The 18,887-nt window shown below is 67.2% G+C and carries 14 protein-coding genes and 1 pseudogene; 9 read left to right on the top strand and 6 right to left on the bottom strand.

The window, feature by feature from the left end:
• Window positions 1–19: 19 nt before the first annotated feature.
• Window positions 20–1,315: a UDP-glucose dehydrogenase family protein gene (locus CLV29_RS04845; RefSeq protein WP_133753890.1), complete on the bottom strand. Its 1,296-nt coding sequence runs from the start codon at window positions 1,313–1,315 to the stop codon at window positions 20–22.
• 213 nt (window positions 1,316–1,528) lie between these two features.
• On the opposite strand from CLV29_RS04845, the gene glf reads away from it, so the two are divergent.
• Together glf and CLV29_RS04835 are read left to right on the top strand one after the other, a co-directional pair.
• Complete coding sequence (gene glf, locus CLV29_RS04840) at window positions 1,529–2,698, top strand: UDP-galactopyranose mutase (protein ID WP_133753889.1); 1,170 nt, start codon at window positions 1,529–1,531, stop codon at window positions 2,696–2,698.
• A complete protein-coding gene (locus CLV29_RS04835) occupies window positions 2,695–3,813 on the top strand; it encodes an aminotransferase class V-fold PLP-dependent enzyme (RefSeq protein ID WP_133753888.1) in 1,119 nt (372 codons plus the stop codon). Before glf ends, CLV29_RS04835 begins: the two co-directional genes overlap by 4 nt.
• 3 nt (window positions 3,814–3,816) lie before the next feature.
• Here the strand turns inward: CLV29_RS04835 and CLV29_RS04830 are convergent, their stop codons facing one another.
• Together CLV29_RS04830 and CLV29_RS04825 are read right to left on the bottom strand one after the other, a co-directional pair.
• Window positions 3,817–5,724: a glycosyltransferase gene (locus tag CLV29_RS04830; protein ID WP_133753887.1), complete on the bottom strand. Its 1,908-nt coding sequence runs from the start codon at window positions 5,722–5,724 to the stop codon at window positions 3,817–3,819.
• 371 nt (window positions 5,725–6,095) lie between these two features.
• Window positions 6,096–7,370: pseudogene (locus CLV29_RS04825) on the bottom strand (MFS transporter); the annotation flags it as partial.
• Between the two features lie 202 nt (window positions 7,371–7,572).
• On the opposite strand from CLV29_RS04825, the gene CLV29_RS04820 reads away from it, so the two are divergent.
• Window positions 7,573–7,932 carry an ArsR/SmtB family transcription factor gene (locus CLV29_RS04820; protein ID WP_133753886.1) on the top strand — a complete coding sequence of 120 codons (360 nt, stop codon included), beginning with the start codon at window positions 7,573–7,575 and terminating at the stop codon, window positions 7,930–7,932.
• 44 nt (window positions 7,933–7,976) lie between these two features.
• On the opposite strand, the gene CLV29_RS04815 is transcribed toward CLV29_RS04820, so the two are convergent.
• The gene (locus CLV29_RS04815; protein ID WP_133753885.1) at window positions 7,977–8,546 is read right to left on the bottom strand and encodes a hypothetical protein; all 570 of its coding nucleotides are present in this window, start codon (window positions 8,544–8,546) and stop codon (window positions 7,977–7,979) included.
• Window positions 8,547–9,045: 499 nt separating this feature from the next.
• Between CLV29_RS04815 and CLV29_RS04810 the strand changes: the two genes are divergently transcribed.
• Window positions 9,046–10,371, top strand: a complete 1,326-nt coding sequence (locus tag CLV29_RS04810) for a dicarboxylate/amino acid:cation symporter (RefSeq protein ID WP_133753884.1) — start codon at window positions 9,046–9,048, stop codon at window positions 10,369–10,371.
• 377 nt (window positions 10,372–10,748) lie between these two features.
• Here the strand turns inward: CLV29_RS04810 and CLV29_RS04805 are convergent, their stop codons facing one another.
• Entirely contained in the window at window positions 10,749–11,105 is a 357-nt protein-coding gene (locus CLV29_RS04805) for a hypothetical protein (RefSeq protein ID WP_133753883.1), read from the bottom strand.
• Window positions 11,106–11,210: 105 nt separating this feature from the next.
• The gene (locus CLV29_RS04800; RefSeq protein ID WP_243831726.1) at window positions 11,211–12,902 is read right to left on the bottom strand and encodes a cation:proton antiporter; all 1,692 of its coding nucleotides are present in this window, start codon (window positions 12,900–12,902) and stop codon (window positions 11,211–11,213) included.
• Window positions 12,903–13,120: 218 nt separating this feature from the next.
• Between CLV29_RS04800 and mftD the strand changes: the two genes are divergently transcribed.
• The 5 genes from mftD to CLV29_RS04775 all read left to right on the top strand — a co-directional run bounded on the left by mftD (window position 13,121) and on the right by CLV29_RS04775 (window position 18,882).
• Window positions 13,121–14,317, top strand: a complete 1,197-nt coding sequence (mftD, locus tag CLV29_RS04795) for a pre-mycofactocin synthase MftD (protein WP_243831725.1) — start codon at window positions 13,121–13,123, stop codon at window positions 14,315–14,317.
• Between the two features lie 259 nt (window positions 14,318–14,576).
• The gene (locus CLV29_RS04790; protein WP_133753881.1) at window positions 14,577–15,383 is read left to right on the top strand and encodes a mycofactocin-coupled SDR family oxidoreductase; all 807 of its coding nucleotides are present in this window, start codon (window positions 14,577–14,579) and stop codon (window positions 15,381–15,383) included.
• A 68-nt stretch (window positions 15,384–15,451) separates the two neighbouring features.
• Entirely contained in the window at window positions 15,452–16,729 is a 1,278-nt protein-coding gene (locus tag CLV29_RS04785) for an iron-containing alcohol dehydrogenase (protein WP_243831724.1), read from the top strand.
• 48 nt (window positions 16,730–16,777) lie between these two features.
• Window positions 16,778–18,169 carry a GAF domain-containing sensor histidine kinase gene (locus CLV29_RS04780; RefSeq protein WP_133753880.1) on the top strand — a complete coding sequence of 464 codons (1,392 nt, stop codon included), beginning with the start codon at window positions 16,778–16,780 and terminating at the stop codon, window positions 18,167–18,169.
• Window positions 18,166–18,882, top strand: a complete 717-nt coding sequence (locus CLV29_RS04775) for a MadR family response regulator transcription factor (RefSeq protein ID WP_133753879.1) — start codon at window positions 18,166–18,168, stop codon at window positions 18,880–18,882. Before CLV29_RS04780 ends, CLV29_RS04775 begins: the two co-directional genes overlap by 4 nt.
• The last annotated feature ends 5 nt before the right edge of the window (window positions 18,883–18,887 follow it).

Below are 18,887 nucleotides of genomic sequence, written 5' to 3'. Positions count from 1 at the left end.
CCGGGCCACACCGGGCGGCTCAGCTGCGGCCGAGCCCGGCGTAGCGCCAGCCGGCTGCGCGCCAGGCCTCCCGGTCCAGCACATTGCGGCCGTCGATGATCACCCGCTGGCTGACCTGATCGGCCACCACCGTCGGGTCGAGTTGCTTGAACTCGTCCCACTCGGTCACCAGCACGACTGCCTCGGCATCGGCCAGGGCCTCCTTCGTGCTGGCCGCGTAGGTCAGCTGCGGGTGTGTCCGGCGGGCGTTCTCGATCGCCTCCGGATCGTAGGCCACCACCTCGGCGCCCAAGCCGTTCAGGCCCACGGCGACATCGGCGGCCGGTGAGTCACGGATGTCGTCGCTGTTCGGCTTGAATGCCAGGCCGAGGACGGCGATCCGTCGCTGGTAGACCGATCCGCCGAGCAGTTCGGTGGCCAGGGTGATCACACGCTGCCGGCGGCGCAGGTTGATCTCGTCGATCTCCCGCAGGAAGGCCAGCGATTCACCCCGTCCGAGTTCCTCGGCGCGGGCACGGAAGGCGCGGATGTCCTTCGGCAGGCAGCCGCCGCCGAAGCCGACGCCGGCATTGAGGAACTTGCGCCCGATGCGCTTGTCGTAACCGATCGCGTCGGCCAGCTGGGTGACATCGGCACCGGTGGTCTCGGCGAGTTCGGCCATTGCATTGATGAACGAGATCTTGGTGGCCAAGAAGGCGTTGGCGGCTGTCTTCACCAGCTCGGCGGTCGGGTAGTCGGTGACGACCAGCGGCGTACCGGCGGCAACGGCGGTGCTGTACACCTGATCGAGCAGGTTACGGGCGCGCTCACTGCGTACCCCGTAGACCAGCCGGTCGGGTTCGATGGTGTCCTTCACCGCGAACCCCTCCCGGAGGAACTCCGGATTCCAGGCCAGTTCGGCACCGGTGGCCTCGATCCGGGGTGCCAACGAATCGGCGGTACCCACCGGGACGGTCGACTTGCCGACGACCAGGTCACCGGGCTTCAGGTGGGGGAGCAGGGAGTCGACCGCGGCATTGACGAACCGCAGGTCCGCGCCGGGCCCGTCGACCTGCTGCGGAGTGCCGACGGCGATGAAATGGACCTGGCAGTCGGCGGCGGCTGCCACATCGGTGCTGAACACCAGCTGCCCGCTGCCATGGGTCTCTGTGAGGAGTTCGGGCAGGCCGGGTTCGAAGAACGGGGCGCGCCCCTCGGCCAGGGCATCGATCTTCGCCTGGTCGACGTCGATGCCGACCACCTCGTGCCCCAGAGAGGCCATCGCCGCTGCGTGGACTGCGCCGAGATAACCGCAGCCGATGACGGACAACTTCACGTTGTTCACCCTTCCGTTGGAGCACCCGATCCATTTCGTGAGCTCAGATGTTGGTCGTGACGGTTCGAAGCGTGAACACCATACGGAACACACCCGATCGACGGCGAATTGCCGCCGCCTCCTGCGGCTACACTCGCACGGGTGCACGGTGCCACGGCCGGCCGGCCTCGGGTACCGGAACAGACGCGAATCAACGACAGGAGTGCCTGAAACATGAATTCTGATCTGGTGGTGGTGGGTTCTGGCTTCTTCGGCCTGACGATCGCCGAACGTGCCGCTGCTGATCTGGGAATCAAGGTGCTGGTCATCGATCGGCGTGACCACATCGGCGGTAATGCCTACAGCGAGGACGATCCGGACACCGGCATCGAGATCCACCGGTACGGGGCGCACCTGTTCCACACCTCGGTGGAGACCGTCTGGAACTACGTCAACCGCTTCACCGCCTTCACCGACTACGTCCACCGGGTCTACACCCGGCACAACGAGATCGTGTACCCGCTGCCGATCAACCTGGGCACCATCAACCAGTTCTTCAATGCCGCCTACTCCCCGGACGAGGCCAGGGCATTGATCGCCGAACAGGCCGGTGAGTTCTCCGCGGAGAACTCCCGGAATCTGGAGGAGAAGGGCATCTCCCTGATCGGGCGGCCGCTCTACGAGGCGTTCATCCGCGATTACACCGCGAAACAGTGGCAGACCGACCCGACCGAATTGCCGGCCGAGATCATCACCCGGCTGCCGGTCCGCTACAACTACGACAACCGCTACTTCAACGACAAATGGGAAGGGTTGCCGGTCAACGGTTACACCGCCTGGTTGGAGAACATGGCCGACCATCCGAACATCGAGGTACGGCTGGACACCGACTTCTTCGACACCTCCCAGGACGTGGCCAAGGCGACCACCGTCGGCCAGGTTCCGGTCGTCTACACCGGGGCGGTCGACCGCTACTTCGACTACGCCGCCGGCGAGCTCTCCTGGCGGACGCTGGACTTCGAGCGTGAGGTGGTGCCGACCGGTGACTACCAAGGCACCTCGGTGATGAACTACGCCGACGCCGACTACCCGTTCACCCGGATCCACGAGTTCAAGCACTTCCACCCCGAGCGGGCCGACCGCTATCCCGACGACAGGTCGGTCATCATGCGCGAGTTCTCCCGCTTCGCCACCAAGGACGACGAGCCGTACTACCCGGTCAACACAGCCGCCGACCGCGAGGGTCTGCTGGCCTACCGGGAGCTGCAGAACGGTGAGCCGAATGTCCTGTTCGGCGGACGCCTGGGCACCTACAAGTACCTCGACATGCACATGGCGATCGGCTCGGCGCTCTCGATGTACCGCAATCAGGTGCGCCCGATCTTCGGCAAGCCGGCCGAGTGATCGGCAGCGAGGATCGGCTGGCCGCCTACGGCGCCGAGTTCAGCGGTCCTCGCGGTTACCTCGACTTCGCCCGCTACGGTCCACCGTCGGAGGCGGTACTGGCCGCCACCGCCGAGGTGATGGACCAGGCCGCCCACGGTGAGCCGACCGAGCTGCTGGAGGAGTGGACGACGGCTGCACTGGCCGCGGTGTCCCGGTTGAGTGGATTCGGGGTCGAGCAGCACGCTTTCGTACCCAACACCTCCAGTGGGATCTTCGGACTGGCCTCGGGTTTGCCGGGTGCGGTCGTGCTGGTCTCACCGGGTGAGTTCCCGGCCAACCTGCACCCCTGGTGGCGGGCGGCCGAGGCCGGCCTGATCGAGGTCGTGACGTTGACCGACCCGCGCCATCCCCGACCGGTGACACCGGAGCTGGTCGCCTCCCGGCTGGCCGCAGCCGATCATCCGGTGACTGCGGTGGTGGTCAGCGCGGTCGACTACCGCACCGGGTTCCGGGCGGACCTGCCCGGAACCCGCGAGGCGATCGGCGACCGGCTGCTGCTGGTCGACGCGATCCAGGCCTTCGGGGTGGTCGCTCAGGACTGGACCGTGGCCGATGCGGTGGTCAGCGGGGGACAGAAGTGGCTGCGGTCGGGCTGGGGTACCGGCTTCCTGGCCTGCTCACCCCGGCTGCTGGAGCAGGCCCGCCCGCTGTTCAGTGGCTGGACCGGTGTGGACCGTCCCGGCAGCATGGCCGGTACGCCCCAGCCGCACCGTGCCGATGCCGGGAGGTTCACCGTTTCCCGGGAGTCGCCGTTCGCCGCCGCGGCCCTGGCAGCCGGCGTCGAACTGGTGGAGCGCACCGGGGCCGGGGCCATCGCCACCCGGATCGAGCAACTGATCGACGGCCTGCTGAGCGATCTGCAGGCCGCCGGCCTGGAGGTGGTCTCACCGGTCGACCCCGGCGACCGGGCCGGCATCGTGGTGGTGCGGGCTGCCGATGCGCCGGTGCGTCACCACCGAGCCCTGGCGGCGGGCCTGCGTACCACCCTGCATGCACCGGACCGGATCCGGATCTCGGTGCATGCCGACACCGAGGCATCGGTCCTCGGCGAGCTGGTGGACCGGATCGGCTGAACCTCAGTCCTCGCGGGTGCCGAAATGCTTCTCCCAGGTCTCCAGCGACGTCAGCTCCGGCATCCGTCGGCGGTACTCCTTGGCCAGGTCGTCCCAGCGCAACTCCAGCTGCCGGTGCAGTTCCAGGCCCTCGCGCCACATCCGGCGGAACTTGCGCTGATCGCGCCGGTAGACCGACTTGCCGCTGCCGTCGGCGGTGGAGATCAGGGCGCTGTCGAGGAAGGGGACCCGCCACCAGGCGGCGTCCTTCTTCGCCAGCTCGGCCTGGGGATGGTCGATGTTCTTCGGTTTCGGCTTGGTGAAGAAGTGCCGGGCTGCGCTGATGGCGCCGAAGGCCACCAGCCGTGACCCCATCGGCGGCTGCTCGGGGTAGGGAGGATAGATCCGCTTGCCCTCATTGGTGTTGGGCATCTCCTCCTCGTTGCCCCGGATCACCCGCATCTCCGGATACTTCGCCGCCCGCGCCCGCAACTCGGGCAGCCGCGACCGCATCGTGGGGTACAGATGGTCCGGGCCGCTGAGCAGGTCGCGGATCGCCTGGTGCCGGGCGTCGACTGCGTAGTACTGCATGCACAGCAGGTGCTTCAGGTCGATCCGCCGACTGTTCGACATCAACCGGCCGCCGCGGTGGTGGGTGGAGTGCAGCAGCGCGGCCAGGATCCGGTTGCGGGCATGGAAGTAGGCGTTCCAGTCGTAGGCATCGTCCTTGTCGACCCAGGAGACGTGCCACAGGGCCGCACCGGGAAGGGAGACCGTGGGGTAGCCGGCCTCGCGGGCCCGCAGACCGTACTCCGAGTCGTCCCACTTGATGAAGACCGGTACGGACAGACCGATCTCCTTGATCACTTCGACCGGGATCATGCACATCCACCAGCCGTTGTAGTCGGCATCCATCCGGGCATGCATCCACGGAGTCTGCCGCAGATTGGTACGCCGGAAGTCGTGACGGATCTGCTCGTCGAACATCGAGCGCCAGAAGAAGTAGCGCATGTCGATCACTTCGGCGAAGGCATGCAGGATCGGCTTGTCCAACAGATCGAACATGTGGCCGCCGACCAGCATCGGGTTGCGGGCGAAGCGGGAGAACTGCAGCGCGCGGAAGATGCCCTCGGGCTCGATCTGCACATCGTCGTCGAGCAACAGGACGAACTCGCTCTTGCCGGCACGGACCGTCTCGGCCATACCGCGGGAGAAGCCACCGGAGCCTCCGAGGTTGTCCTGGCGGACGATCTGCAGCTGATCCCCGAGCTCCTCGGCAACCTCGGTGAAACCCTCGGCGTCGGAGACCTTCTCGGTGCCCTGGTCGATCACATAGACCTTGTCGATCTCGGTCCGCAGATCGGTCTCGGCGGCCAGGGTCTGCAGAGTCTCGACGCAGTAACCGGGCTTGTTGAAGGTGGTCATCGCCAGGGAGACATTGCCCTGGGTACGGGGCTCGCGGTCGGTGGACCAGGACCCGCCCTCCAGCACGACGTCACCATCGTCGGCGACGATGTCGAACCAGTACCACCCGCCGTCACCGAAGTTCTTCACCGGCAGCACGAACTCGCTGGTCACAGTGCCCGAGACGAGCCGTGACTCCATGCGCTGAGCCGCGCCGCCGGCATTGGAGCGGTAGACGATGACGGTGGCCGCACCGGTGGTGGTGACGGTGAGGGTCACCTCGTCGACGGTCGTCCAGCGCTGCCAGTAGGCGGCGGGGAAGGCGTTGAAATAGCTAGCATAGGAAACCCTGCGTCCACCCGGCACCCGGGCCTTGCTGCGCGAGAGCACATTGTCCATGTGGGCCAGCGCAGACACCCTGACGGTGTCGTGACCGACCTTGGTCCAGGTCTCCGGGTCGGCGTACAGCGGCAGGATGTCGGGATCGTTGTCCAGAGGGAAGACAACATGCTGGATCGTGGTGGCCATACGTACCGGGCACTCCTGAGGCTGGTGGGATAGAGAACACGCCGATGTTAGCCGGTCTGACCGAGTCACTCGATTCACGCCCCGCAGTCGCGGCAGTCGAGTCCGGTGAGGCGCCCGAAGGCTGCCGCACCACTCGGCTCACCGATCTGTCGTGCGTCGAGGGGCTCTCAGAGCTGACACCAGTCACATCCGCAGAGCGACCGTCCACGGGTGGCAGCGCGGCTCCGGACGGAGCTGACGCCGACAGGCGGGCTGGAGGCTGTCGCGGTCACGCGCGCGGCAGGGCGTGAAGTCCCGGCGGTCCGCGCAGCGCCCGGTCGGATCGGGTCATCGGCTGCCGCGACGTTGTCCGACGCCGCGTCCGACGGACCCGGGGCTGATGGCGTGGACACCGGGGCCTGCCCGGTCGTCCGGGTCAGCAGCCGTTCACCGAAGATGCTGAAGACGGCGGCTGCCACGGCAGCACCGGCGGTGACCGCATAGGCCAGGTGGTGGCCTCCGAGGTCGGCAAGTCGTCCGGCCAACGAGGAGCCACTGGCGTACCCGACACCGATCGTCGCCGCCAGCACCGTCATCACCATGCCGAGGCGACGATGATCGGAGATCCGTTCGGCGATCGTGAAGATGGTGATCATGTACGGCGCCACGGAGAGGCCGAGGGCGATCAGCAGCAATGGCAACTGGCTGATCCGGTCGACCCACAGCAGCGGCAGCGACAGCAATGCCATGGCCAGGGCGAATGCGCGGTAACGCTTCGGCAGTGCGTACTTCTCCGGCAACAGCGGCAGGGTCAGTCCGGCGATGACACTGCCGAGGCCGAGCAGCGCATGCAGACCCCCAGTCAGGCCCGGTTGTCCGGCGGCGGTGGCCAGCACCGTACTGCCGGTCTGCACCGACCCGAAGATCATGCCCATGAAGAGCAGACCGACGATCAACATCCCCAGCGGCGCACTCAGCAGGCGACCACGGGCCGGAGCGTCCACTCGCAGATCGGGCTTGGTCAGCGCGGCCGTGGGGTGCAGGGCGAACCAGCTGCCGAAGGTCATGATCATCACGCCGGCGAGCAGCAGGGCACCGGCAGGGGAGAGCAGTGCTGCTGCCAACCCCACGGCGGCCGGGCCGATCATGAACGATGCCTCGTCGGCCGTCCCCTCATAGGAGAAGGCGGTCTCGACACGTCGCCGCCGGGGCAGAGGCTCGAAATCCCGACCGCTGATCAGCAGCGGCCAGCGGACGCGGGCCAGGGAACCGATCTGCGGCAGGAAGAAGCCGGCGAGACCGGCGATCGCTGCCAGTACTGGCCAATCCGACCCGGAGCGTGCGGCCAGGACCAAGCCGATCAAGGCGGTTCCACCGACCAGGGAGGAGATCAACAGCACCCATCGCTGCCCGAGCCGGTCGGTCAGCCAACCGGCAGTCGGTGACCCGACCGCGTTCGCCACCGCCAACGCACCGGCGCTGATGCCACCGGCGGCATAGGATCCGGTGACTCCGGAGACCAGCAGCAGGGTGCCCAGCTGGGACATGGCCAACGGCAGTCGCGCGAGTGCGGCGGTGAGGACGAAGGTGGGGCCGGCGATCGAGATCAGCTCCCGGTAACGCGCGATCAGGCTCGGCTGGGGCGCGGTGGTGACGCGCTGGGACAAGGAAACGCTCCTGGGTTCGTCTTTCGGCGCGTACCGTCCCACCCATCCGGTACGCAATGAACCCTTTGCTGTGAGCAGTCTATGCCTTGGAGCGATGATTCCCAACCTCCGGCGCCGCGGAAGCTTCTTTCACGAGGAGGTTCCGGGGGACTCACCCCACCCTTGAGTCAGGAGTGGGGTGGCGAGGGGGCAGAATGGAGCAATGACCGAGCAGCCGACCCCACAGCAGTTGGAGGTCGTCGCCCGGATCTTCGATCTGCTGGGGAACCCGAGCCGGCTCCATCTGCTGGCCCTGGCTGCCGACGGTGAACGCGATGTGAGCGCCCTGGCCCAAGCCGCCGGGGTCACCCTGACCGCGGCCAGTCAGCACCTGAGCAAGATGAGGCTGGCCGGTTTGGTGAGCGCTCGACGGCAGGGGCGCCGGCTGATCTATGTGGTGGACGACCCGCACATCGTCACTGTCGTCCGGCAGATGTTCGAACACATCGCCCCGGACGGGAGCCTGGCGCCCGATCCGCCGCTGGACCCCTCGATCCAGGGGCCGGCGGCCGGCCGCCTCTGACCTGCAGCGTCGGTCGGGAGATCAGCCGATGCCGGTCACCGGGTTCAGTCCTGGGCGCGTTCCATCAGGTCCCGCGCCTTCTCCTCAGCCTCGTCGTACCGGTCGGGGTAGGCCGAGCGCTGGACGGACTGCGCCAACTGGCCGGCGCTCCGACCCGGGTTGTTCTTCTCACCCGGGATCGCCTGGTCCAGGTAGGCATTGGTGGCGTACTCGACATCGGTCAGCTCGTCGACCGAACCCCAACCCGCCGACGGACGCTGCTGGAAGACACCGACGGAATCGCTGTGGCCACAGTCGAGGTTGTTCGCATGCGACTCGACCCAGGCCGCCTCGTAGGCGGACAGGCGGACCTTGCTGCTGGCGTCGCGCTCGTCGAGCACCTCTTCGATCGTCTTCAGGACGTCGGAATCGGCATCACTCGGGATGGTGCAGGACTCGCCGCCCCCGCTGGACTGCTTGCTGCTCGAGTCCCGCTGTTGCCATGACCCACGTTCACCCCAGAAGTGGCCGGTGCCGGCGCTTGCGGAAGCGGCAACAGGCGTGCCGATGGCCAGGGCGGCACCGGCGACCACGGCCGCCAGTCGGTGAACCGGGAACCGGTTGGTCTTGATCATGCGTCTCCTTGGTTGGCGTCCGTCTGCTGCCGCAGAGTCGAAGGGGGCCCCGGAACCGGATCGCAGGACTTCCCCCTGCAGCGATCCGGGACCGGAGGTGCCCCACTCGGGACGTTCGTTTCCGTTCGGTCTGCCACCGTGCGGCGGCGTCCGCCACTGAAACAAAGAAATTCTCAGGATTCAATCCGAGTCGCCGGAACGGACCCGCGCGGACCCGTCGCCATGATCTGAGACCGCGCAACGGCGCCCTGAGGTCCACCCGATGTGAGTCGATAAGAGTTGGCTGTCAGGACCCGAAGTGGGTGAGCGACACAGACCGAGGGGAGCGAGCAACCCGGTCGGGAGTGTTCAACGATGCCAACTGAACAACCACCGTTCGAACACAGCTGACACGCATCGCCACCGGCGGCGCAACAGACCGGTAACAATCGCGCGCGTGGCCGTAACCACTCGGACCTAGCGTCGGTGTCTCGTACCCCCACCGACGAAGGACCACCCGATGACGACCACGCAACCGTCGACGACAACAGCACCGAAGAAGAGTCCGTTCACCTCGCCGGCGATCCTGATCGGGCTGGCCGCGGTCCTCGGGATCGTCTTCGGTCTGGTGGTCGGCGACTGGGCGGCCAACCTCGAGTTCATCGGGGATCTGTTCATCCGGCTGATCCAGATGTCGATCGTGCCGCTGGTGATGACCTCGGTGATCGTGGCCACCGCGTCGATGTCGGGCAAGGGGATGGGCGGCCTGGCCGTCCGCACCTTCAGCTGGATGTTCGGCTTCGCCGTGGTGTCGGCGCTGGTCGCGGTCGCATTGGCCACGCTGTTGCGTCCGGGCGCAGGCATGGTGTTCACCGGTGAACTGGAGGTGGACCCTGCCGATCTCGGTGAACCCACCGGCTGGCAGGACACGTTGTTGAACTTCGTGTCCACGAATGTGCTCAGCGCCATGGCCGAGGGGGACATGGTGCCGATCATCGTCTTCTCGCTGCTCTTCGGACTGGCAATGAACCAGTTGATCGCACGCACCGGCAACACCGTGCTGCTGAAGGTGCTGGACCAGGCACAGCAGGTCATCCTGGGCATGATCAAACTCGTCATGTACCTGGCGCCGATCGGCGTCTTCTGCCTGCTGGCAGTGGTGGCAGGCGATGTCGGTTTCGCCGTGATCACTTCGGCGCTGGCGTACCTCGGAACCAATGCTCTCGGTGTGATCATCATTTTGATCATGTTCGTCGTGGTGACCACCCTGGTGACCCGTCTGAATCCGCTGCTGCTGCCGCAGAAGCTGGCCGAGCAGACCGCAATCGCGGTGACCACGACCAGTTCGGCGGTCACCTTCCCGACCGCGCTGCGCAATGCCGTGGAGAAGGTCGGGATCAGCCAGCGGGTCGCCAACTTCACCTTGTCCATCGGCATGACGATGGGTTCCTGCGGGGCGGTGCTCAACTACACGATCGTCGTCCTGTTCCTCGCCCAGGCGGGGGGAGTGGATTTGAGCGCAGGGCAGATCGTGCTCGGCATGGCCCTGGCGATCCTGTTGAACATGGGCACGATCACCGTGCCCGGTGGGTTCCCGGTGGTGGCGATGTTCCTGGCAACCTCCCTCGGCCTGCCCATCCAGGCAATCGGCCTGTTGATCGCCGTCGACTGGTTCACCGGGGTGTTGCGTACCTTCCTGAACGTCAACGGGGACACCTTCGTAGCGATGCTGGTGGCCAACGGCACAGGGGAGATCGACCGGGAGGTCTACAACGGGACGAAGTCGGTGACCGCGGAGGAGATCGACATGGACGCCCACGACTTCGAGAAGGCGGATCAGGAATGATCGTTGATCGCCGGCATCGCTGAAGATCAACCTCACCGGTTCGGCATGCCGGCGCAGTCTCGGTCAGTCTGGCCGGCCTGGACCTGTTCAATGCCGTTTGGACCAAGGTCGAATCGTCGAAGGAACTCACCGACTCATGGTTCACGATCACCGATGTCAACGGTGATGAACAGACACTGAACCCGGCGCCGAAATGCGATGCGGAGGACTTCGAGGCGCCGGGGGGCTATTACACCTCCGAATACTCCAACCCGACGCACTGAACCGGTACCAACGACGGCAGCCCGCGACTAGTCCGATAAGCCACATTATGACAAAACAGCGCATTGGCACGGAGTACCGACCGGAAACGCGACTCCCCCTGCCAACGCTTGTGGTCAAGCTCGCGAAGGTCGGTGGTTCGACACGGCAGTCCACACGATCGCTGCGAAGAGAGTCACCACGACGTGGACCCACCCCACGAACGCGAACGCTTCGAGCGTATTGCGGATGTCGAAGAACGTGTCGAGCGACCAGCCACGGATGTATCCGGCACCAGCGCACGAAGAAACCATCGCCAGCAAACCAGCCACCCATCCCGCCCGGGACCTTCGAGTGAGCGCATGCACGGCCGCAGCGACACCCGCACCGACCACACCGGGAACACCGACCCACAGCGCCAAGAGCTCCGCGTGGCCGATGAACCCGGCTTGCCGTAGTGGTGGCCGTCCAAGGTGGACCAGCCACACCATCATGGGTATTCCCACGTAGAGCACAAAGATGGCTGCTGTGCCAAGCAGTATGGACCTCGCAGGGGCATGCATGCTGCAAAGCGAACCACGGCAAGGGACAACAGTCGATCAGCGGTCCTGGCGCAACTCCTCGGCATCGAGGAACGACTGCGCCCGCTGCAGCGCATAGGTGCTGTAGGCGCCGATCGCCCGCTCCTCGTGCAATGCCTCCTGCATGGCCTCCAGATAGGTCCGCGAGACCATCTTCTGTTGCTGCCGCTTGGTCAGCTGATCCGGATCGTCGGCCGGGCGGCGCCGGTCCCGGAGTTGGCGGAATCGATCCAACACCGAATCGACGACATCGGAATCGATGTGGTGGCCGTCGATCGTCACGTCCTTCTGACTCGCCAGGCTGTTCTCGGCCGTCTCGCCGAGACTCTCCATCAGGCTGATCACCTCGTCTCGCTGTTCGTCGGCATCGGGGGTACGTACCTTCGCCCAGCGGATCACCAGCGGCAACGTGCCCCCGTACAACAGCAGGGAGATCACGGCGACGGCGAAGGCGACACCGATCAGCAGGGATCGGTCGGTGGTGCTCAACGGCAGCGTGAGCGCGGCGGCCAGCGTCACCACACCGCGCATACCGGCCCAGGACAGCACCACTGCCCCACGCAGTCCGATCGGCTCGCGTTCGTAGAAGTCCAGATCCGCACGTCCCCTGGCCAGCCGGCGGGAGTAGCGATCGATCCGTTGCTGGATCCGCTCGTCCTCGGGATCGTAGGCATCCAACTTGGCGCCGATCCGATTGACCCGTTCACGGGCGGCCGGGAACCGGGCTGCCACCCGCCGCTGCCCTAGGACCTCGACACCGATGAATGCTGTCCGAAGCACCAGCAACAACACGATCACCAGGCCCGCCAGCCCCAACACCGTCCAGGCCGTGTGCCCGTTGTCCTGCAGGTCGGCCAGCAGCGTGCTGATCTCCAGGCCCATCAGCAAGAACACACCGTTCTCGATCAGGAACTGCAAGGTGTTCCAGTTGGTCCGCTCCGTCGAACGCTCCCGGGCGCTCAACTTGCGAACACTCATGTTGCCCGTCACCAGCCCGGCAACCACCACCGACACCACCCCGGAGGCCTCGGCCTGCTCGGCCGGCAGGTAGGCCAGGAACGGGACGATGAAGCTGACCGCGGTGGTCAGCACCGGGTCGGCCAGTCTGGCCCGCAGGTGTACGGTCAGCCAGCCGACGAGCAGCCCCACGACGACCGCGATCACCACCGCCCGCAGGAACTCCCAGCTGGCCGACCAGATGCTGAACGACCCGGCCAGGGCGACGGTGGCGGTACGCAGGAGCACCAGCGCCGAGGCATCGTTCAGCAGGCTCTCCCCCTCCAGCACCGTCATCAGCCGGTGCGGCAGGCCGAGACGTTTGCCGATCGAGGTCGCGGCCACCGCATCGGTGGGACTGACCACCGCACCCAGCGCCACGGCGGCCCAGAACGGGATCGTCGGCATCAACCAGCTGATCACCCCACCGATGACGAAGGCCGAGACGATCACCAAGGTGACCGACAGCAGTCCGATCATCCGGAAGTTCCGGCGCAGGTCGCGCACGGGCACCCGTACCGCCGAGGCATACAACAGCGGCGGCAGGACACCGGCGAGGATCCACTCCGGTTCCAGCTCGAAATTGGGGGTGCTGGGGATCAGGCTGATCCCGATCCCGATCACCAACAACAGCAATGGTGCAGCGACCCCGGTCCGGCGCGACAACAGGGCCGCGATGACAATGGCCGCCAGTGCGGCAATCGCAAGGATCATCGGGCTCACACTTCACGCTAACGCCTCTGCGTGACCAATGGGTTTCGACCTGCTGGGAGCGGGCCGTCGATCACCGTCGGTACCACCGCAGCCGACCGACCGCACCCGACGGTCCACCGCACCGAACCCGGCAGGATCGGACCCTCCGGTCGGAGGGGTCCGCCGCTGTGACAGCGGTCCTAGTCTCGAGCCACAACCAACGGAGATGAGGTCGCGACGTGGCGAACGCATGGATGGAGACGGTGGCAGAAGCCCAACGGCGGGCGAAGAAGCGACTCCCCGGATCGGTCTACTCCGCACTGCTGGCCGGGTCGGAGAAAGGCCTCAGCTATGCCGACAACATCAACGCCTTCTCCGAACTGCAGTTCGCCCCGCATGTCGCCGGCAACCACGCAGAACGTGACCTCGGTACCCGGGTGATGGGCCAGGACATTGCGCTGCCGGTGCTCATCTCCCCCACCGGCGTGCAGGCCGTCCACCCCGACGGTGAGGTGGCCGTCGCCCGGGCCGCAGCCGCCCGCGGTACGGCGATCGGCCTGAGCTCGTTTGCCTCCAAACCGGTCGAGGAGGTCACCGCCGCCAACCCGCAGACCTTCTACCAGATGTACTGGATGGGCGGCCGGGACGTGATGGCCGCGCGGATGGAACGGGCCCGCCGGGCTGGCGCCGTCGGACTGATCGCCACCTTGGACTGGTCGTTCTCCTACGGTCGTGACTGGGGCAGTCCGGCGATCCCGGAGAAGCTGGACCTGAAGGCGATGGCGCAGTTCGCACCCGAGGTGATCACCAAACCGCGTTGGTTGCTGAACTTCGCCAGGTCCCGGTCCCTGCCGGACCTGACCACACCGAACCTGACCCAGGACGGTCCCGCGCCGACCTTCTTCGGTGCCTACTTCGAATGGATGCAGTCGCCTCCCCCGACCTGGGACGACATCGCCTGGATGGTCCGGGAATGGGGCGGACCGTTCATGTTGAAGGGAGTCTCCCGGATCGACGACGCCCAGCGGGCCGTCGACGCCGGAGTGAGTGCCCTCTCGGTGTCCAACCACGGTGGCAACAATCTCGACGGCACGCCGGGTGCGATCCGGATGCTCGGACCGGTCGTCGACGCGGTCGGCGAGCAGATCGAGGTCGTGATGGACGGCGGGGTACGCCGCGGCAACGACGTGGTCAAGGCCCTCGCCCTGGGCGCCAAGGCGGTGATGATCGGCCGTGCCTATCTGTGGGGCCTGGCCGCCAACGGTCAGGCCGGGGTGGAGAACGTGCTCGACATCCTCCGCGGCGGGATCGATTCGACCCTGCTCGCCCTGGGCGTCGGCTCGGTACAGGAACTGAACCGCGAGCACATCCTCGTTCCCGAGGACTTCACCCGTACCCTCGGCGCACATCCCAGCCGTGCACTGGCGACCGACTGAACCGCCGCACGGGCCGACGGCCAAGACCGTCCGGTCGGAGGGGTCGCCGTGACGGTGGCCCGGGTTAACGTTCGGATCACCGACGGAAGCGAGGTCGCACAGTGGCGTACCCACAGGCCGGTCCCGGAGCAGGGACCGAATCCGGCACGCCCCTCGTTGACCCGGCGCCCATCCCGGCCCGGCCATTCCCCCTGATCGGCGCCACCGTGCCCGACCCTGTCGTCTCCCCCAGCGGACGTCGCTGTCGGTACGGAGACCGGTGAACCGCCAACCGGATCCGGCACGGGTGGCCCTGGTGACCGGTGCCGCCCGCGGGATCGGTGCGGCCGCGGTGCGACGCCTGGTCGCCGACGGCCTGCGGGTGGTCGCGGTGGACGCCTGTCTCGGCGGCGTACATGACCTGCCCGGGGTGGCGCACCCGCTGGCCGGTGCCGAACAACTCGAGGCGGTGGTCGCGCCGTACCCCGATGCCGTGGTCGCGGTACGGGCCGATGTCCGTGATCTCGATGCGCTCCGCGCCGCCGCCGGGACCGCGCTGGAACGCTGGGGAAGGCTGGATGCCGTGGTCGCCGCGGCAGCGGTCATCTCCGGTGGCTCACCGCTGTGGGAGACCCCGGCCGAGGAGGCGCGGGCACTCATCGACATCGACGCCGGTGGTGTGTGGAACACCGCTGTGGCGACCGTGCCGCACCTGCTGCGCAGCCCGGACCCCTCCGGCGCCAGGTTCGTCGCGATCGCCTCCGCCGCCGGCGACCGGGGACTGTTCGGCCTCTCGGCCTATGTGGTGGCCAAACATGCGGTGGTTGGAATCGTCCGTGCCCTGGCCGCCGATCTGGTCGGCACCGGAGTGACGGCCACCGCGATCTCCCCCGGTTCGACCCGGACCGACATGTTGTCGGCCACCGCCGACATCTACGGCACCGGGATCGACGACCTGGCTCAGTCCCAGTTGATCCGGACGACCCTCTCCCCCGAGGACCTGGCTGCGGTGATCGGGTTGGCCGTGTCCCCGGCCGGCCGGGCACTGAACGGCGGAATCGTCCACGCCGACGGTGGTTTCAGCTGACGACCGACCGGCGCAGTTCCGCATCGACGACCCGGCAGGTAGCGTAGACACCCACGAGGAGGTGACCCATGGGCGCTTCAATGACGAAGGCCCGGTCGGTCGAGACCGCCCGGCGATCCCCGGACGACCCGACCGTACCGACCGCGACCCTACGAACGACCCCGATCGCCCACGGTGCGCCGATCCCCGAACGCGATGAGGTCGGCCTGCTGAAGTTCCAGGCCCCGGAGGTCGTGTTCGGCCACGACTCGCTCGCCGAAGCCGGACATGCCACGGCCCGGCTGGGCGGTCAGCGCCCGCTGGTGGTCACCGATCCCGGGATCATCGAGGCCGGCTGGCTGGACGAGTTGATCATGCATCTGCGCGAGGCCGGTCTGCGCCCGAGTGTCTGGTCGCAGGTGAGCCCGAATCCCAAGGACCACGAGATTCGCGCCGCCCACGAGTACTACTGCGCGACCGGATCGGATGTGATCGTCGCCCTGGGCGGCGGGTCCTGCATCGACGCAGCCAAGGGAGTCGCCGTCCTCAGCAGCAACGACGGCGACATCCTCTCCTTCGCCGGACTTGACAAGGTACGCAACCCGATCCCACCCACGGTGATGATCCCCACCACCTCCGGGACGGGTGCCGATGTGTCCCAGTTCTGCATCGTCACCGATACCGCGCGTTCGGTGAAGGTGACCATGATCGGTCGGGCACTGGTACCCGACGTCTCGATCACCGACCCGCGGCTGTTGTCCACGATGCCCGACGACCTGGGAGCCTCGACCGGTCTGGATGCCCTCACCCACGGGGTGGAGGCCTTCGTCTCCCTGGCGCACAACCCGCTGACCGATATGCACGCCCTGGCCGCGGTACGGCTGGTCACCGGGAACCTGCAACAGATGGTGAGCCGACAGGCCGAGCAGGCCCGGCAGCAGATGGCCCAGGCCTCCCTGAACGCCGGACTCGCCTTCACCAACGCGATTCTCGGCGCCACCCATGCCATGTCGCACCAGGTGGGTGGGCTGCTGGATGCCCCGCACGGGCTGATCAACGGGGTGCTGCTGCCCCATGTGATCCGTTTCAATGCCCGCGCCGCCCCCGAGCGGTTCGTCGATCTGGCGCTGGCTGCCGGACTCCCGGCCCACGGCATGCCCGGTCTGGAGGCAGCCGAACTGCTGGCCGAACGGGTACGCGCGCTGGCCGACGAGGTCGGTGTGCCGAAGGGACTGCGCGCGCTCGGGGTGACCGAGGAGCAACTGCCGGAGATGGCCCAAGGGACCCTCGACGATGCCTGCCTGACCACCAATCCCCGTTCCTCCTCGGCTGCCGAGATCGAATCACTGTTCCGAGCGGCGCTGTGAGCACCGACCTGACCCGACACTCGCACCGGCAGGGAATTGGGTGAGGTGATGACCACTGCCGAACCCCTCGGCCCCGATGTGGCCGCACTGACCGGTGTGCGGTCGGGCAAGCGCTCCTTCTACCGTGCCTACCGCCGCTCCGACGAACGGCTGGAACGCACCGTCGAGGCGATGGACGCGATCTCCCGGGCGCTGGTCCGGACCGTCGAGGGCCCCCGTGGGGTGCTGGAGGAGATCGCCCGTACCGCGGCCCATCACCTGCAGGCCGATTGGGTGCTGCTCGGTCTGGTCGACGGTGCCCTGCCGGGTGCGCTGCCGCGGATGATGATCATCGACGCGGAGTTGCAGGTACGTACCGACACCGAGGGCCTGCCCGTACCGATCGACCGGCTGGCCGCGACCCTCCGCCGCGGCCGACCCGACCTCTCCGATGGCTGGATCGGCACCCCGATGACGCTGGGCAACACCGAGGTGGGATATCTGCTGGCGCTGCCCAGTCCGGCCGACCTGTCCGAACCGGCTGATCTGTCGGTCCTCGGCATCCTGGCCAACCTCGCCGCGGTCAGCCTGCACACCTCCCAGCAGTATCAGGCCGGTCAGCAGATGCACCGGCAGGCACGGGAGCTGTATGCCCAGGCCGATCTGCGGACCCGCGAACTGGCCGAACGGACCGCCGAGCTGAATCAGGCCCAGGAGCGGCTGACGCTGGCCCAACAGCGGGAGTTGCTCGACGCCGAGCGGCACCGGATCGCCCGCGAACTGCACGACAGCGTGACCCAGGTCGTGCTGTCGGCAGGGATGTCACTGGAACTGGTCCGGGGCTCACTGAGCGATCCCGATTTCGATCCCGGCCTGGCCGCCCGCAGTCTGGAGTCGGCCAAACAGCTGTGCGGACAGGCGGTCGAGCAGCTGCGACGCGCCATCTATGCCCTGCATCAACCCCACCACGAGACCGTCGCCTCTCTGCCGGATCTGCTGAACGAGGTGGCGGCCCATCACCGACCCGGTCTGGACGTCCGGGTCCGGATGGTCGGCACCCCCTGCCCGATCCCGGCCGATGCCAGTCACGAGCTGGCCAGGGCCGTCGGTGAGGCCCTGTTCAACGTCAGCGCCCATGCCGAGGCGACCCGGGCGGTGATCCGACTCCGCTACGGACCCCAGGACCTGTTGGTCGCCGTCGCCGACGACGGCAAGGGCAGGGCCGCCGACCTGACCGAGGCCCTCGCGCGCTCCCGGGAGTCGGTGGTCGACGGGCGACACCGCGGTCTGGCGAACATCGAGAGCCGGGTGGCCGAACTCGGCGGCGAGGTCCGGTTCAGCCAGTCCAGGATCGGCGGTCCTCGGTTGGAGATGCATCTCCCCCTTCCCCTGCGGGTCGGCCCCGGAGTGATCTCCGGACTCGTCGGTCCGCATCAGCCTGCAGACAGGAGTCGATCATGACCGTTCACGAGGTTCCCCGAGGGACGGGTGCTGCCGACCGGTCGGCGGCCGGCAAGGAGGTGCGTGCCGAATCCGAGGCGGTCGGGATCATGTTGGTCGATGATCATGCCATCGTCCGCCAGGGGCTGCGTTCGATCCTCGAACGGGAGCAGGACTTCGCGGTGGTGGCCGAGGCGTCGACCGCCGACGAGGCGATGATCATGGTGCAGCGGACCGCCCCCGATGTGGTGCTGCTGGATCTGAAGCTCTCCAGTTCCTCCGACACCGAGGGCCTGGAGCTCTGCGAGAAGTTGACCTCGCAGCATCCCGGGGTCGCGGTGCTGGTGTTGACCACTTTCCTGGACGAGGCGCTGATCCTGCGTGCCATCCGGGCCGGTGCCCGGGGTTATGTGGTGAAGGATGTCGACACCACGAGTCTGCTCCGCGCCATCCGCGATGTGGCGCGAGGTGGCAGCGCCTTCGATGCCCGCTCGGCCGCGGCCATGGTGCGGGGTCTGAACGCTGCTCCGGAGGTGGAGACCAAGCGGTTGACCTCGCGGGAGGAGGAGGTGCTGCGGCTGCTCGCCGGCGGGATGTCGAACAAGGAGATCGGGGCCGAGCTGTTCATCTCCGAGACCACGGCGAAGTTCCATGTGGGCAACATCCTGCGCAAGCTCGGCGCCTCCGGGCGGGCCGAAGCGGTCTACGAGGCGACGAAGGCGGGTCTGCTCTGAACCAC

The organism is Naumannella halotolerans, from assembly GCF_004364645.1.
Classification (GTDB): domain Bacteria; phylum Actinomycetota; class Actinomycetes; order Propionibacteriales; family Propionibacteriaceae; genus Naumannella; species Naumannella halotolerans.
This window is presented reverse-complemented; position numbering and strand designations above follow the sequence as displayed.

Excerpts from the sequence above, each read along its gene's own strand:
- glf (WP_133753889.1), top strand. The coding sequence starts at position 1,529 with ATGAATTCTGATCTGGTGGTGGTGGGTTCTGGCTTCTTCGGCCTGACG.
- CLV29_RS04830 (WP_133753887.1), bottom strand. The coding sequence starts at position 5,724 with ATGGCCACCACGATCCAGCATGTTGTCTTCCCTCTGGACAACGATCCC.
- CLV29_RS04820 (WP_133753886.1), top strand. The coding sequence starts at position 7,573 with ATGACCGAGCAGCCGACCCCACAGCAGTTGGAGGTCGTCGCCCGGATC.
- CLV29_RS04815 (WP_133753885.1), bottom strand. The coding sequence starts at position 8,546 with ATGATCAAGACCAACCGGTTCCCGGTTCACCGACTGGCGGCCGTGGTC.
- CLV29_RS04810 (WP_133753884.1), top strand. The coding sequence starts at position 9,046 with ATGACGACCACGCAACCGTCGACGACAACAGCACCGAAGAAGAGTCCG.
- CLV29_RS04805 (WP_133753883.1), bottom strand. The coding sequence starts at position 11,105 with ATGATGGTGTGGCTGGTCCACCTTGGACGGCCACCACTACGGCAAGCC.
- CLV29_RS04800 (WP_243831726.1), bottom strand. The coding sequence starts at position 12,902 with ATGATCCTTGCGATTGCCGCACTGGCGGCCATTGTCATCGCGGCCCTG.
- CLV29_RS04785 (WP_243831724.1), top strand. The coding sequence starts at position 15,452 with ATGGGCGCTTCAATGACGAAGGCCCGGTCGGTCGAGACCGCCCGGCGA.
- CLV29_RS04780 (WP_133753880.1), top strand. The coding sequence starts at position 16,778 with ATGACCACTGCCGAACCCCTCGGCCCCGATGTGGCCGCACTGACCGGT.
- CLV29_RS04775 (WP_133753879.1), top strand. The coding sequence starts at position 18,166 with ATGACCGTTCACGAGGTTCCCCGAGGGACGGGTGCTGCCGACCGGTCG.